Below are 14,640 nucleotides of genomic sequence, written 5' to 3' on the forward strand. Positions count from 1 at the left end.
CAACGTTAGCCGAGCGACGTGACCTGGGCCTATGGGATTTTCGAGAGCTGGACCACATCCGCTGGCGGGAGCGGCGACGGTGGTGGCTCAAGTCTTCTTCAAGATCCCGTCGGGTGGGAGTGGGCCGCCCTCGATTGGGCATAGGGTCTCGTAGGTTCGTACGATAGACCCGTCTCCATTCGTGCAAGGGAAGGACAATGATGTCCACAAAGGACCGCGCTTCGACGGTCGAGTCCGTACCGGCGACCTCGACGAGCGCGGCAGAGTCGGCGACACCCGAGCCGGCCCCGACCACGACGCGAGCAGCCTCCGTGCTCGGCAGCGGCAGGGGCGGGTCGTCCAAGAACTTCGCGATCGGCGTCTCCGGTCGCACCCGGCGCAGGCCGACCGCCTGACCGGTCGCCTGACCGAGCGCCTGACCGGGTCGCCTGACCAACCGCTGCGGTCGTGGCGACCGGACTCGTCGGCGACCCCGGTGTGGCGCGTACCTTCGTGGGTGGCGTTGATCCGGGGGAGCGTCATTCCCCCGGATCAACGTTCACTCAGGCCGAGGCCAGGCTGAACCGCTGCTTCTCCGGGTCGATCGCGAGGATCCGGACCGAGACGCGGGTCCCGACCGGCCAGGACTCCTGGTACGCGAGACCCGTGAAGCCGTCGGACTCGACGAACGAACCGAACGGCACCTGCTGGGTCACCACACCCTCGACCACGTCACCGACCTGGTGCCGGGCGAGAAATTCCTGCCAGCTCATAGTTGTCACCTCCCTTCCGTCACGAGTGGCCGTGCTGGGGCACTGCTCGTAACGAAGGGCGGGCCTCTCGCCCGCGCGGTGGTCAAGCGACAGCCGGGTAACCGTCCTGTGCGCGGCGCGTGGCCGACCCGGCAGTCATGCCCTGATCCTAACGGGCGCGGCGGGACGTACGGAAGCGGGCGGTCGTACGGGTCGGGTCAGCGGGCCCTGCGTGCGTCGGCCAGAGCGTCGATTTTGTTTCCTCACCACCGCCGGGCGTAACCGCTTCAGACGGTAGGGGTTTCCACAGCAGAGTGTCACTAGCGGAAGCGCTCGGATTCGTCGGCAGGCGAACCCGACCGGGCGTGACCGCGGCGCCGCTCCGGCTTCCCCGCCCGGCGTGCGGGGCGGCCCCCGCCAACGACGAGAGGGAGAGTGCGATGTCCAACGGAGAACGCGAACCGGAGACAACGATGGATTCGGATGCCCCGTCGGTCGCACCGGTGGAGACGACGCCGGACCTGCCTTCCGTGCCGGATAATCGCAAACGGGCTCGAAACGGTGGCCGATTCGACGACCCGTCAGCTCCCGCGCCGCTGGAATTCTTCTCGATCGGAGTGTCGGGCCGCATCCGGCGCAACCCCACCGCCTGATGGACGAGCTGCCGATCGGCCGCCGGGTGGCGTACTGGCGGGGCCAGCGGAAGATGTCGCAGCAGGTGTTCGCCGACCGGATCGGCCGTTCCAAGAGCTGGGTCGACAAGATCGAGCGGGGTGACCGACGGCTGGACAAGTTCTCGCTGCTCTACCAGATCGCGGTCGTGCTCCAGATCGACGTGGCGATGCTGCTCAATCGCGATCCGGAGCGGGGGTCGAGCCCGACCGGCAGTTATGACCAGCGCGAGCTGGACGATCTCCGTGCCGCCCTGGAGCGCTGCGCACCGGCTGCCTATCTGGGCCGCGCCAGTGGCGCCGGCCCGGCGTTGCCCGAGTTGGCCCGGTCGATCAACCACGCCTGGTTGACCTACCAGTACGCCCGCTACGGCGTACTGACCAGGGCGTTGCCCGGCCTGCTGCGGGACGCGCAGACGGCGGACGCGTTCCACCGGGGGGACGCCGGACGGCAGGCCGCCAACCTGCTCGGGCAGGTGCTCCAGATCGCCTCGTCGGCGCTGCGCAAGCTCGGCGACCACGAGTCGGCCCGGCTCGCCGCGGACCGCTCGATCGCGGTCGCGCTGCGCGCCGAGGACGAGCTGTTGGCCGGCGTGGCGACGAGCAGGATGGCGAACGCCCTGTTGGCGACCGGTCGGGCACGGGCCGCGTTCGAGGCGAACATGGTGATGGCGCAGCGGCTCGCCCCGAGCGACCCGACCACCACCGACCCGGCCCGGCTCTCGGTGTACGGATCGATGCTGTTGCAGGCCGCGATGGCAGCCGCCCGGCTCGGCGACAACCCCGGCGTACGCGAGTTGCTGCGCGAGGCCGAGGTGGCGGCGACCGCCCTCGGGGCGGACCGGAACGAGTACTGGACCAGTTTCGGTCCCACCAACGTGCAGTTGCACCGGGCCGCGGCGGCGATCGAGCTGGGGGAGGGGCGGGAGGCGGTCGCCATCCACGAGCACCAGCTCGACCACCGCCGGCTCGCCGGACTGCTGCCCGAGCGGCGGGCGCACCACCTGCTCGACATCGCCCGGGGTTACCTGCTCGTCGGTGAGACCGGCTCGGCCGGGGAAGCGTTGGTCGAGGCCGACCGGGTGGCGCCCTGGGAGATCCGGGGACGACCGGTGGCGCACGAGTTGATGGCCGACATCCTGCGGCGTACGAAGGGGGCGGCGCCCGCGCTGGTCGCCGACCTGGCGACGCACATGGGCGCCCGAGTGTGAGCGGGGAACCCAGGGAGCGGGCGGCAGGTGAGGCGGTGATGATCCACGCGCCGTTGGCTGTCGCACGGACCGCTGTCACGACAGCCGCGAGCGCGACGATCTCCCGAGGGGAGGCAGTGGGGGTCAGGGGTGGGTGGAGTGGGTCAGCCAGTTCTCGAATCGGGTGGCACCGAGGTGGGCCTTGCCGCGCGGGTTCAGGGACTGGTCGTCGATCGTGGTGCCGAAGTAGCGGGCACTGTCGTCCGTGGTCACCTCGTGGCTGTCGCCGGTCGCGCTCAGCACCCGGCGGGCGGCGTCGTCCATCGGGATCTGCTCCGGGCCGGCGATCTCGACGATGCCGTTCGTCGGCGGTTCGAGGGTGAGGTCGGTCAGCGCGGCGGAGACGTCCTCGGCGGCGATCGGCTGGAACAGGGCGTGCGGCAGCCGGATCGTGTCGCCGTCCATGCTGGTCAGAGCGATGGCCTTGACGAACTCGAAGAACTGGGTCGCCCGGACGATCGTGTACGGCACCGGGCTCGCCTTGATCAGCTCCTCCTGGGCCACCTTCGCCCGGAGGTAGCCGCTCTCCGGCAACTCGTCCGCGCCGACGACCGAGAGGGCGACGTGGTGTCCCACCCCGGCGGCGGCCTCGGCGGCGAGCAGGTTTGTCCCGGAGGTACGGAAGAAGTCCAGCACCGCCTCGTCCTCGAACGAGGGCGAGTTGGCCACGTCGACGACGACCTGGGCGCCGTCGAGGACCTCGGCCAGACCTTCGCCGGTGAGGGTGTTGACGCCGGAGGAGGGCGACGCCGCGACCGCCTCGTGACCCCGTGCCCGCAGGTTCTCCACCAGCCTGCTGCCGATCAGTCCGCTGCCGCCGATAACCACGATCTTCATGATCGGTCTCTCCTTCGTCACCCGCCGCCAGCGGGCGATCGTCTGGAACTCGGATAACTTCTGTCCGAGATACTACTCGGACAACTTCTGTCCGAGTCAAGTAGGATGGGGTGATGAAGATGTCAGGCGGGGTCGAGTGGGCGTTGCACTGTTGCGTGGTGCTGACCGCCGCCGACCAGCCGGTGCCCGCCGCGCGGCTGGCCGAGCTGCACGACGTCTCGGCCAGTTACCTGGCCAAGCAGCTACAGGGGCTTTCCCGCGCCGGTCTGGTGCAATCCATTCAGGGGCAGTCGGGCGGCTACCTGCTCACCCGGGCACCGGAGCTGATCACCGTGCTCGACGTGGTCGAGGCGGTGGACGGCACCCGCCCCGCGTTTGTCTGCACCGAGATCCGGCAGCGGGGACCACTGGCGGTCCCGGCCGAGGCGTGTGTCGTACCGTGCGCGATTTCTCGCGCGATGACCGCCGCCGACGCCGCCTGGCGCGGTGCGCTGCGCGCCGTGACGATCGCCGACCTCGCGCACGACGTCAGCGTCGACTACGACTCCGACCCCTTCGCCGTGATCCGTCCCTGGCTCGGGGCGGCGGAGAGGACCGCCTGACCGTTGTCCGCCGCGTGCCTCAGCCGCCCCCCGGCCGGAGAAAGAGGGTCACCCACTCGCGTGAGGTGATCCGCCAGCCGTCGTCCGTACGCCGGAACCGGTCGTGGTCCTCGCCGACGGTCCAGGGCAGCGTCCTGCCCGGCCCCTCGCCCTCGTCCATGAACACGGTGAGGATCGTGGCGCCGACCGCCCGGTCGTCGCCATCGGTGACGAAGCGCATGTTGCCGCAGACGTGACGGATGCGTTGGCGCGGATTGTCGGCGTCGTACGCCTCTCCCCACTGCCGGATGGCGTCGTGCCCGCTCAGCGTCGAGCTGCCGAGGTTCAGCTCGCCCTCCGGGGTGAACAACTCGTAGAGCGTGCCCGCCTTGCCGAGGTCGACCCGCCAGGCGGCTTCGGTCACCAACCGGGTCAGCGCCAGGTGGTCGGGGTCGCTGACGAAGCGCCCGCCCAGTGGTCCGACGGCCTTCACTTCGGTGGCGTGGGGATGGTGACCGCGTGGTCGTCCCTGGTGTTCGGGACCAACAGGACCGGTGGATCGAAGCTGGCCGGCTGCTCGCAGAGCCAGGCCAACCGGTCGATCACCTTGGCCGGGTCGTCGAACGGGTCCAGCGCGCTCGCCTCGATCGGGTCCAGCGCCGGTACGGTCACGTGCGAGATCAGCGGGTGCAGCGGGCGGAGGTCCGGTTCCCCGCTGCCGAGCAGGTCCTCGTGCAGCTTCTCGCCCGGTCGCAGACCGGTGTAGACGATCTGGTGGGAGCCGGGGGCCTGGGCGGCGAGCTGCCGGGCGATGTCGTCGATGCGTACCGGGTCGCCCATGTCCAGCACCAGCGCCTCCCCGTCCCGGCCGATCGCGGCGGCCTGGAGGACCAGTTGCACCGCCTCCTGCACGGTCATCAGGTAGCGGGTCACCTCAGGGTCGGTGACGGTGATCGGCAGTCCGGCGTCGATCTGGGCCTGGAACGCGGTCACCACCGACCCCCGACTGCTCAGTACGTTGCCGAAACGCACGCTGAGGAAGGTGCCGTCGGTGGCGGCGGCGGTGTGCGCGGTCAGCCGTTCGGTGATCCGCTTCGAGTAGCCGAGCACGCTGATCGGGTTCGCCGCCTTGTCGGTGGAGATGTTGACGAACCGGGCCACGTCGCGGCAGGCGCTGAGCACCGACAGGGTGCCCCACACGTTGGTCTTGATCGCCTCGCCGGGGTGGCGTTGCAGCAGCGTGAGGTGCTTGAGCGCGGCGGCGTGAAAGACGATGTCCGGCTTGCGGTCGGCGACCACCCGGGCGATGCCCTCGGCGTCGCGGATGTCGGCGAGGATGAGCTCCGGCCCGTCGAGCAGGGCCCGCCCGGTCAGCGAGAGCTGCAACGCGTGCAGCGCCGACTCGTCCCGGTCGAGCATCATCAGCTCGCCCGGGTTGGCCCGCATGATCTGCCGGCAGAGTTCGGAGCCGATCGAACCGCCGGCACCGGTGACCAGCACCCGTCGGCCGGTCACCTCGGCGCCCCGGGTGCCGAGGTCGGCGACGGCGTGCGGGCGTCCCAACAGGTCGGTGATCTTCAGGTCGCGTACGTCCGCGACGCTGATCCGGTGGTCGACGAGTTCGCGTACCGGGGGGAGGACCTTGAACTCGGCGCCGGTCTCCAGGGTGGCGGTGCGCACCTGGCGGATCAGTTCGGGTTCGGCGCTGGCGATGGCGAGGATCAGGGTGGTCGCCCCGGTCTGGGCGAGCGCCGCCGCGATCTCCCGGCGTCCGCCGAGCACCGGTACGCCGTCCAGGCGCAGGCGTCGCTTCTCCGGATCGTCGTCGAGCAGCCCGACCGGCAGGTACTTGCCCCGGGGATCGCTGACCATCGCCTTGAGCAGCGACTGTCCGGCCGAACCGAGTCCGAAGATCAGCACCGGTACGGCCGAGCCGGTGCTCGGCCGCAGCGAGCGGCTGCGCCGGTGCCGGTGCACCGAACGGACGGCGGCCATCAGCAGCAGCGCGATGGCCCCGCCGACCGGTGGCGTACTGGCCGGGACGGGGTGGGTGGCCAGCGGCAGCACGCCCATCACCAGCAGGAGGGCGGTGCCGGCGACCGCTACGGTCAGCGCGCGTGCCTCCAACCGGCTGCCGAGCGGGTGCCGACCCTGGTAGTGCCGGTGTACGGCGGTCAGGCAGGTGAAGACGGCGCTCGCGATCAGGCCGGCGACCAGCACCCGGGCCAGTACCTGGCCGCTGAGTTCGAACTCGAACCGGGTCCAGGCGGCGGTGAGGAACCCGCCGATCCAGGCGATCGTGTCGACCGCGAGCAGGGCGGCGGTACGGCGACGGGCCCCCGGCCGACGGTGGACCGTACGGGCATGCGTCGTCGGGGGGGCTGCGGCGAATGGCATGGGATGGCTCCCTGATCCGTTTCTCGTCGGCCTCGCCCCGGCGTCGCGGGAGCGGGTGGCTGCTGTCAGGTAACCAACTCTTAGTCGCTCTTTTCGCTTTAGGTGGACTGTTTCACTTTATTTGTGTGCTCAGGCTTTTTGCGTGACTCCCCGCTGCCGCCGTCGTTGACGACAGAGGACCTGTCCCGGCTGGTGGGAAGGGGCGGAGGAGGACGAGATGCACGTGGTGATCATGGCTGGCGGTAAGGGAGTCCGCCTGCGCCCGTACACCACCTCGCTGCCGAAACCGTTGGTCCCGATCGGCGACAGCTACGCCATCCTGGAAATCGTCCTGCACCAGTTGGCGAGTTACGGCTTCACCCACGTGACGCTCGCGATCAACCACCTCGGTGCGTTGATCCGCGCCTTTGTCGGTGACGGTTCCCGCTACGGCCTGCACGTGGAGTACGTGGAGGAGCGGGTGCCGCTCTCCACCGTCGGCCCGCTCTTCGGGCTGCGGGACCGGCTGCCCGAGCACTTCCTGGTGATGAACGGCGACATTCTCACCGACCTCAACTACGCCGACCTGCTGATGGCGCACACCGAATCCGGCGCCCCGCTGACCGTGGCGACCTTCCGCCGCAGCGTCAAGATCGATTTTGGGGTGCTGGTCACCCGGGGCGAGCGGGTGGTCGAGTTCACCGAGAAGCCGACCCTCGACTACGAGGTCAGCATGGGTGTCTACGGGCTGTCCCGGAGCACCGTCGCGGCCTACCCGGACGGGCTGTCGTTCGGCTTCGACCAGCTCATGATCGACCTGCTCGACCAGGGGCGGCAGCCGGCCAACTACCCGTTCGACGGCTACTGGCTCGACATCGGCCGCCCCGAGGACTACGACGAGGCGAACCGTACGTTCGACGAACTCCGGCCGACCCTGCTCCCCCTCGGGGTACGGGAGGCGGTGTGAGCCGGGTGCTGCTCTTCGGCGCGTCCGGCTTCGTCGGCTCGCGGGTACGCGCCGTACTCGAACCCGACAGCGAGTTGGTCTGTCCGGGACGGGCCGACTGCGACCTGCTCACCACCGAGGTGGCCGAACTGACCGAACTGGTCCACGCGGCCCGACCGGACGCGGTGGTCAACTGCACCGGTCAGCTCACCGGCGGCGGGTACGCGATGGTCCGCGCGCACACCCTGGTCACCGCGAAACTGGTCGAGGCGGTCGCGGCCGGCGCACCGCGGGCCCGGCTGGTCCGACTCGGCTCGGCCGGCGAGTACGGCACGGTTCCGTTCGGCGTCCCGATCGCCGAGGACGAACCCGCCGCGCCGGTCAGCGAGTACGGGCTCAGCCACCTCGCCGCCACCCAACTGGTCGCACTGGCCCGCGCCACCGGGCGGGTCGACGCCGTGGTGCTGCGGGTGTTCAACCCGATCGGCCCCGGACTCTCCACCGAGAACGTGCTCGGCCGCGCGGCGGCGCTGCTGCTGGCCGCCCGGGAGAGCGGCGTACCGGAGATCGGGTTGGGGCCACTGGGCGCGTACCGGGACTTCGTCGACGTACGCGACGTGGCGTTCGCGGTCCGGGCGGTCCTGCACGCGCCCGACTCACCGCACCTGGTCTTCAACATCTCCAGCGGGCACGCGGTCGCCACCCGGCACGCCGTCCGGTTGCTCGCCCGCGCCGCCGAGTTCGCCGGCAACGTACGCGAGGAGGCCCCCAACCCGGCGGCTTCCCGGACCGCGAACGTGCCCTGGATGTGCGGCGACAACAGCCTCGCGCTGCGGGTGCTCGGCTGGAGCCCCGCCTACGACCTGCTCGACTCGGTCCGGGACCTGTGGGACGCGGCGGTTGCCCCGGTCCCGGCCCGGACGCCGCTGGCCAGTGGGGCACGCGCCTGACGGACCCGCGCCACCGGATCTCTGTCCCATCCACACACACGTTCCACGTCCACGCACACGTCTCACAAGGAGGCCGGAGTTGTACGCAAAGATCGGGGTCGTCGGACTCGGCTACGTCGGCCTGACCCTGGCCGCCGCACTGGCCCGCAAGGGCTACCAGGTGTACGGCGTCGACACCTCCCCAGCCGTACGGGACGCGCTCGACCAGGGCCGGGTCCACATCTTCGAACCGGGCATCGAGGAGGTGTTCGCCGACACCGTCGGCCGGTCCGTCTTCGTCGGCACCAGCCTTCCGGCCGAGGTGGACGTGGCGGTCATCTCGGTCTCCACCCCGGTCGACGACCGTACCCGTCAGCCCGACCTGACCAACCTCGCCGCAGCGGCCGAGCAGGTCGCGCGCTGGTGCGGACCGGAGACGCTGGTGGTGGTCCGCAGCACCGTACCGGTCGGCACCAGCCGCCGGGTGGTGCTGCCGCCGCTGCTCGCCGCCTGGGGGCGGGCCAAGCTGGTGATGGCGCCGGAGCGGACCATCCAGGGCCAGGCGTTGCGGGAGCTGGTCGAGCTGCCGCAGGTGGTCGGCGGGCTGGACGAGGAGAGCCGCCGGGCCGGCACGGAGTTCTTCGCCGGGCTGGCCACCCAGGTCGTGCCGGTCTCCAGCCTGGAGGCGGCCGAGCTGGTCAAGCTCTCCAACAACTGCCACACCGACCTGATCTACTCGTTCGGCAACGAGCTGGCGCTGATCGCCGAGCGGCACGGGCTGGACCCGCTGGAGGTGATCGGTGCGGCCAACCTGGACTACCCCCGCCCCGACCTGAGCCGCCCCGGGTACGTCGGCGGCGGGTGCCTCTCCAAGGACCCGTACATCATGATCGACAGTGCCGGGGGCGAACCCGGGCCGTTCCTGGTCGGCGCGGCCCGCCGACTCAACGAGTACCTGCCGGTGCACGTCGCCAACCGGGTGGTCGAACTGCTCCGGCAGACCCGGGGCGGCACGGTCGGGCGGACGCTGGCGGTGCTCGGCTGGGCGTACAAGGGCTGGCCGCCCACCGACGACATGCGCGGCACCCCGATCGCGACCATGATGCCGGTGTTCCGGGCGGCCGGACTGACCGTGGTCGGCCACGACCCGATGGTCCCGGCCGAGGTGATCCACCGGTACGGCGGCGAGCCGACCAGCATCGACAAGGCGTTCGGTGAGGCCGACGCGGTCCTGGTGATCAACGACCATCCCGACTACCGGGCGATCCCGCTGGACACCGTGCTCACCGGCGGCCACCGGCCGGCCCTGGTCTACGACTCGTGGCGAATCCTGGACGAGGCGGCGATCACCGCGGCCGGCATCCGCTACGCCGGCATCGGCTACCTGCCCATGCCCCGGCCCGGCACCACTGTGCCGGCCCAGCAGATGGAGCCCGTGCAGCCGTTCGACGGTGCCGAGCCGGCCGGCGGTGGCGGGTCGAGTACGCCGGCCGGATCGAGGGTGGGGGCCTGATGCACGCGCTGATACTCGGCGGCGCCGGCTTTGTCGGGCTGCACCTCGCCGACCGGCTGGTCGCCGACGGACACACCGTGACCATCGTGGACGACTTCTCCCGGGGCCGGGACGACGAGCGGGTCGACGCGCTGCGCGCGCACCCCGCCGTCGACGTTCGCTCCGCCGACCTCACCACGCCGCGGGCGTGGGCCGAGCTACCCCGGGGGTACGACCAGATCTACCTGCTCGCCGCCGTGGTCGGGGTACGCAACGTGGAGGCCGACCCGGCGCGGGTGATCCGGGTCAACACGCTCACCGCCCTGCACCTGCTGGACTGGCTCATCCCGGGCGAGCGGATCTTCTTCAGCTCCACCAGCGAGGTGTACGCCGGAGGCGTCGACGCCGGCATCGTGCCCGTACCGACGGCCGAGGACGTGCCGGTGATGGTGGCCGACGTGACCTCGCCCCGGTTCGCGTACGCGATCAGCAAACTGCTCGGCGAGGCGGCCTTCCTGCACGGCGCCAGGGCCAGGGAGTGCACCGCGGTCGTCGGCCGGTTCCACAACGTCTACGGCCCGAGAATGGGCACCGACCACGTCATTCCCGAGATGTCGCTGCGGGCGCTGGGCGGCGAGGACCCGTTCCGGGTCTGGGGTGCCGACCAGTACCGCGCCTTCTGCCACGTAGACGACGCGGTCGAGGCGATGCTGCGGCTGATGGACTGCCCGGCGGCGGCCGGCGAGATCGTGCACATCGGCAACGACCAGGCCGAGACCAACATCGCCGACCTGGCCGAGTTGGTGCTGGAGACGGCCGGGGTCAGCCCGTCGCTGCTCCGGCTCCCGGCCCCGCCCGGCTCGGTCACCCGACGCTGCCCCGACCTGGGCAAGCTGCGCCGGCTGACCGGCTTCGAGCCCACCGTCACCCTGGCCGACGGGGTGCGCCGCACCTTCGAGTGGTACCGCGACCGCTGGGAGCGGGAACGCCCCGGCGTCGCCGCCGAGCCCCGGGTCACCGTGGAGCCCGGCGTCGCCGCCGAGCCCGACGGCACGGAGAACCTGCCCCGACAGCCGGCGCCTCAGGGCGAACCGGCCCGCTGAGCGAGAGATCGGATCGGACCACGATGACGACGAGTCTCCGGAAGCGTCTTTTCGACACCCTGGACGAGCGGGTCGACCGGCGGGTGGTCGCCGGGTTGGGCTCGCTCTTCCTCTCCGCCCGGTCCCAGTCCCGCTGCCGGGTGCGGTACGCGGAGGGGCACTGGGTGCACCGCTACCCCACCGGGATCGTGGTCAACACCACCCTCGGCGGGCTCTCGGCGCGCGCCCAGGACCAGGCCACCCAGGACGTCTTCCTCCACGACTACCAGCCCCAACCCGGCGACACCGTGTTCGACATCGGTGCCGGTGTGGGCAGTGAGGTCCGGTTGCTCTCCCGCCTGGTCGGGGCCGCCGGTCGGGTGGTCAGCATCGAGGCGCACCCGCGTACGTTCGCCTGCCTGCGGCGTACGGTCGAGTTGAACCAGCTTCCGAACGTGACCACACTGGAGTGCGCGGTGGTCGGCGAGCCCGGCCCGGTCCACCTCTCCGACGACCAGGTCGACCACATCCGCAACGGGCTGACCACCAATGCCTCCGGCGGGGTCGAGGTGGCCGGGCGTACCCTCGCCGAAATCACCTGGTCGCTCGGGGTGGACCGGATCGACCTGCTCAAGATGAACATCGAGGGCGCCGAACTGCCGGTCCTGGAGCGGTCGTTCGACCAGCTCGCGATGGTGGAGAACCTGGTCGTCTCCTGCCACGACTTTCTCGCCGAGCCGCCGTACGCCGACGGCACGGACCGGGCGTGGCAACGTACCTTCGCCCCGGTCAGCGACCTGTTGCGGGCCGCCGGCTACACCGTCCGGACCCGGCCCCAGGACCCCCGCCCCTGGGTCCGCTACTACGTGTACGCGTCCCGCCGGTAGCCCCGCCCCCGCTGCTCAGGGGCGGCCGATCGCGCCGCCCGGGGTGTGCCGCAGTACCGCCAGATACTCGTGGTGGTCGTGCAGCAACTCGCGCAGGCCGGGCTCCGGCCCGCCGGTCAGGGTACGGGCGCCGACCGTGATCGCGCTCAGTCCGAGCCCGCTGCCGGTGAGCAGCAGCGCCAGGTCGGCCGGGGTGTAGCAGCGCAGGTACTGGGTGATCGGCTCGTGCGGCCTCGACGCCTCCCACCAGGTGTCGCTCGCCACGCAGCCGAGCGGGTCGAAGGCGGTCCGCTCGTACAACTCGTGGTGGTAGCCCCGGTCCGGGTCCGGCAACAGGTGCTCCTCGGCGCCGTCCCAGCGGGCCCAGACAAACGGGTTGCTGACGTCGACCAGGGCGACACCGCCGGGACGCAACCAGTCGACCGCGATCCGTTCCAGCAACCGGTGCTGGTCGGCGTCCGAGCCCACGCCGAAGCCGTTCCAGTAGCAGACCACGTCGAAGAACCCGTCCAGCCGTACGGTGTAGAAGTCGTCCCGGAACACGGTCAACGTCCCCGGGGCGACGTCCCGGGCCAGGTCGGCGCCGTAGTCGAGCCGGTCGCTGAGGTCGACCGCGGTGACGGCGTGTCCGGCCCGTGCCGTCACCACGGCGGTGCTGCCGTAACCCGCGCCCAGTTCCAGCACCCGCCACGGTCCGTCGCCGCAGTGCTGGTGCAGGAGCGCGACCCGGTGGTGGTCCCGTTCGGTGATCCGCGCCTCGGCCCCGCCCCACCAGTGCCCGGTACGCGAGTAGAAGTCCTCGACCCAGTCCATGTCCCGACCGCCACCCCGATCCGACAATAGATTCGCCTCTATCGGGAGTCTGCCCGACCGGACCGCCCTCGGGTAGTCCCGTGATCGCGGAGAGTTCGGCCGGCTGTGGCGAACTCCGTGTCAAGGACGTCGGCCCCGAGGGCGCGGCTACCCGGGCCAGCCGGCCAGGTTGCCGCCCTCGCGGCTGATCCCCGAACCAGTGGCGGGATAAGTCCCCTCGTTGTGCCGGTCGGAGTGGAGCCGCGCGAAGAAGTAGCAGAGCATCCCGCCCTCGGCGTCCTCGATCGCCATCCGTGGGTCACGCAGCACCGAGTGGTAGAAGTCGTGTCCCATCCCGACGATGAAGCCCCGGGCGTAGAGGAAGCCGTCGTCGGAGCCGTCGGTGACCGCGTGCACGTCGGCCCGGTCGATGTCGTGGAGCTTGCGCTCGACCACCCGGTCGAGGTCGACCAGCTCCACGTCGGACAGGTGGTGGCAGTCTCGGGCCAGGTTCTCCAGCATCTCGTCGAACGCGCGCTCGATCGGCGTGACGTCCGCGTCGGTGCCGGGCTCACGGGCCGAGAGCGCCCGGCGGGCCTCGTTGACCTCGTCGCCGAGCGGCGCCCACGCCGTTTCGAGCATGGACCAGAACCGGGCTTCCTCCGCCGCCGTCGGTAACCGGCGGCCATCCGTCGTCGTCACGCCGCGAAGGTTAACCCGACCCACCGACAGCGTCGCCGGTCGTCGGTGCCGGGCCGCCTCAGACCCGGATCGGTGGTGGGGCCGTCTCGCGTGGGCGGGGCGCGGTGTTGCCGATCAGCCTGGGCCGGAGCAGGCGCCAGGAGACAACCGAGAGTCCGGCGTACGTCAGCACGCAGGCGATGGCGGCGCCGTACCCGCCCCAGAGCGGGATCGCGATCGCGAAGAGGATCAGCGCGGCGACACTGCCGCCCGCACCGAGCAGCCCGGCGGTGGTCATCCAGCCGCCGCCGAGCAGGCCCCGGCTGGCGACCGCGAACGGCGCGAAGGCGATCTCGGCGAGCAGCAGCACCAGCAGCAGCGGGCGGGCGTCGGCGAACTCCGCGCCGAACACCGGGACGATCAGGAACCAGCCGCCGACCGCCACCAGCAGGCTCATCGCGATCGCGGCCAGCAGTGCCGTACGTCGGGCCCGGATCACCCGGGGGACCCCGCAGCCGAGCGCGACCTCCCGGTTGACGATCTGCCCCAGGGCGGCCGGCACCACCCTCGGTCCCTCGCTGAGGGTCGCCGCGACCGAGTAGATGCCGACCGTCGCGGCACCGGCCACCGCGCCGAGCACGTACCGGTCGGCTCGCAGGGCTAGTGCCAGCCCCATGGTCAGGCCGAGCGCGCGGCAGCCGTGCCGGAGCAGTTCGGTGAGTTCACGGCCACCGGGGGAGTGGAACGGCACCAGCCCGACCGCGTGCAGCCGGACGCCCTGCACCACGGCCAGCGCGACCATGCCGAGTCCCTGGGCCAGCAGCAGCGACGACGCGGAGCGGTCGAGCCTGGCGCCGATCAGGATGCCGACCAGGCCGCCGAAGGCGACCACGGCGGCCCAGCCGCTGCCGGCGCGGAACCGCCCGGCGGCGTACCAGACGTCGGGGAACTGGGTCAGGGCCACGTACCCGGTGGTGACGACCAGGACCGCGAAGAGGAACGACGGCTCGCCCAGCCCCGGGTCGATCAGTGGCGCGGAGAGGACCGACAGCAGTACGGCGAGCCCGCCCCCGGCGACCACCGACACCACCGACCACCAGGTGTACGACGAAAGCAGGCGCACCCCGGCCGGGGTGCCGGCGACGCCGGGCAGACGTGAGCGGAGTGCGGATCCGGTGCCCAGCCCGGAGAGGAGTCCGGCGATGCTGCCGGTGGTGATGCCCAGCACCATCAGTCCCCGTTGGTGCGGACCGAGCAGGGTGCTGGCCAGCACCGCGCTCAGCGCGTAGCTGGCCGACTGGGCCAGGCTGGATCCGGTCAGGAAAGCCACCGGAGATCGTCGGCGTGCACCCGCGACCTTCCGGCCCGTTCCCGCGTTCTCCATG

General features: G+C 71.2%; 16 protein-coding genes. 9 read left to right on the forward strand and 7 right to left on the reverse strand.

Going from position 1 to position 14,640, the window contains the following annotated elements:
* Positions 1-197 precede the first annotated feature (197 nt).
* Positions 198-395 (forward strand): hypothetical protein, encoded by a 198-nt coding sequence (locus tag ACI2K4_RS10770; RefSeq protein WP_404510231.1) that lies wholly within the window; start codon positions 198-200, stop codon positions 393-395.
* Between the two features lie 147 nt (positions 396-542).
* On the opposite strand, the gene ACI2K4_RS10775 is transcribed toward ACI2K4_RS10770, so the two are convergent.
* Entirely contained in the window at positions 543-752 is a 210-nt protein-coding gene (locus ACI2K4_RS10775) for a S1 RNA-binding domain-containing protein (RefSeq protein WP_404510232.1), read from the reverse strand.
* Between the two features lie 419 nt (positions 753-1,171).
* Here ACI2K4_RS10775 and ACI2K4_RS10780 point away from each other — a divergent pair, with 419 nt between their 5' ends.
* Entirely contained in the window at positions 1,172-1,384 is a 213-nt protein-coding gene (locus ACI2K4_RS10780) for a hypothetical protein (protein ID WP_404510233.1), read from the forward strand.
* Positions 1,384-2,613 carry a helix-turn-helix domain-containing protein gene (locus tag ACI2K4_RS10785; RefSeq protein WP_404510234.1) on the forward strand — a complete coding sequence of 410 codons (1,230 nt, stop codon included), beginning with the start codon at positions 1,384-1,386 and terminating at the stop codon, positions 2,611-2,613. Before ACI2K4_RS10780 ends, ACI2K4_RS10785 begins: the two co-directional genes overlap by 1 nt.
* A 123-nt stretch (positions 2,614-2,736) precedes the next feature.
* Here ACI2K4_RS10785 and ACI2K4_RS10790 read toward each other — a convergent pair whose 3' ends face one another.
* Entirely contained in the window at positions 2,737-3,489 is a 753-nt protein-coding gene (locus ACI2K4_RS10790) for an SDR family oxidoreductase (RefSeq protein WP_404510235.1), read from the reverse strand.
* Between the two features lie 113 nt (positions 3,490-3,602).
* On the opposite strand from ACI2K4_RS10790, the gene ACI2K4_RS10795 reads away from it, so the two are divergent.
* The gene (locus ACI2K4_RS10795) at positions 3,603-4,091 is read left to right on the forward strand and encodes an RrF2 family transcriptional regulator (protein ID WP_404510236.1); all 489 of its coding nucleotides are present in this window, start codon (positions 3,603-3,605) and stop codon (positions 4,089-4,091) included.
* A gap of 19 nt (positions 4,092-4,110) precedes the next feature.
* On the opposite strand, the gene ACI2K4_RS10800 is transcribed toward ACI2K4_RS10795, so the two are convergent.
* Both ACI2K4_RS10800 and ACI2K4_RS10805 read right to left on the reverse strand, forming a co-directional pair.
* Positions 4,111-4,563: a nuclear transport factor 2 family protein gene (locus ACI2K4_RS10800; protein ID WP_404510237.1), complete on the reverse strand. Its 453-nt coding sequence runs from the start codon at positions 4,561-4,563 to the stop codon at positions 4,111-4,113.
* Entirely contained in the window at positions 4,560-6,467 is a 1,908-nt protein-coding gene (locus tag ACI2K4_RS10805) for a polysaccharide biosynthesis protein (RefSeq protein ID WP_404510238.1), read from the reverse strand. The genes ACI2K4_RS10800 and ACI2K4_RS10805 overlap by 4 nt, the downstream gene beginning before the upstream one ends.
* 217 nt (positions 6,468-6,684) lie before the next feature.
* On the opposite strand from ACI2K4_RS10805, the gene ACI2K4_RS10810 reads away from it, so the two are divergent.
* The 5 genes from ACI2K4_RS10810 to ACI2K4_RS10830 all read left to right on the forward strand — a co-directional run bounded on the left by ACI2K4_RS10810 (position 6,685) and on the right by ACI2K4_RS10830 (position 11,782).
* Entirely contained in the window at positions 6,685-7,413 is a 729-nt protein-coding gene (locus tag ACI2K4_RS10810; RefSeq protein WP_404510239.1) for a sugar phosphate nucleotidyltransferase, read from the forward strand.
* Positions 7,410-8,342 carry an NAD-dependent epimerase/dehydratase family protein gene (locus tag ACI2K4_RS10815; protein ID WP_404510240.1) on the forward strand — a complete coding sequence of 311 codons (933 nt, stop codon included), beginning with the start codon at positions 7,410-7,412 and terminating at the stop codon, positions 8,340-8,342. The genes ACI2K4_RS10810 and ACI2K4_RS10815 overlap by 4 nt, the downstream gene beginning before the upstream one ends.
* 79 nt (positions 8,343-8,421) lie before the next feature.
* Positions 8,422-9,834: a nucleotide sugar dehydrogenase gene (locus tag ACI2K4_RS10820; RefSeq protein ID WP_404510241.1), complete on the forward strand. Its 1,413-nt coding sequence runs from the start codon at positions 8,422-8,424 to the stop codon at positions 9,832-9,834.
* Positions 9,834-10,916 (forward strand): NAD-dependent epimerase/dehydratase family protein, encoded by a 1,083-nt coding sequence (locus tag ACI2K4_RS10825; protein ID WP_404510242.1) that lies wholly within the window; start codon positions 9,834-9,836, stop codon positions 10,914-10,916. Before ACI2K4_RS10820 ends, ACI2K4_RS10825 begins: the two co-directional genes overlap by 1 nt.
* Positions 10,917-10,939: 23 nt before the next feature.
* Positions 10,940-11,782, forward strand: a complete 843-nt coding sequence (locus tag ACI2K4_RS10830) for an FkbM family methyltransferase (RefSeq protein WP_404510243.1) — start codon at positions 10,940-10,942, stop codon at positions 11,780-11,782.
* A gap of 15 nt (positions 11,783-11,797) precedes the next feature.
* Here ACI2K4_RS10830 and ACI2K4_RS10835 read toward each other — a convergent pair whose 3' ends face one another.
* The 3 genes from ACI2K4_RS10835 to ACI2K4_RS10845 all read right to left on the reverse strand — a co-directional run bounded on the left by ACI2K4_RS10835 (position 11,798) and on the right by ACI2K4_RS10845 (position 14,585).
* Entirely contained in the window at positions 11,798-12,595 is a 798-nt protein-coding gene (locus ACI2K4_RS10835; protein ID WP_404510244.1) for a class I SAM-dependent methyltransferase, read from the reverse strand.
* 147 nt (positions 12,596-12,742) lie between these two features.
* A complete protein-coding gene (locus tag ACI2K4_RS10840) occupies positions 12,743-13,276 on the reverse strand; it encodes a DUF4240 domain-containing protein (protein WP_404510245.1) in 534 nt (177 codons plus the stop codon).
* A gap of 58 nt (positions 13,277-13,334) precedes the next feature.
* Positions 13,335-14,585 (reverse strand): lipopolysaccharide biosynthesis protein, encoded by a 1,251-nt coding sequence (locus tag ACI2K4_RS10845; RefSeq protein WP_404510246.1) that lies wholly within the window; start codon positions 14,583-14,585, stop codon positions 13,335-13,337.
* Positions 14,586-14,640: the final 55 nt, after the last annotated feature.

The organism is Micromonospora sp. NPDC050397 (assembly GCF_044901685.1).
Lineage (GTDB): Bacteria > Actinomycetota > Actinomycetes > Mycobacteriales > Micromonosporaceae > Micromonospora_G.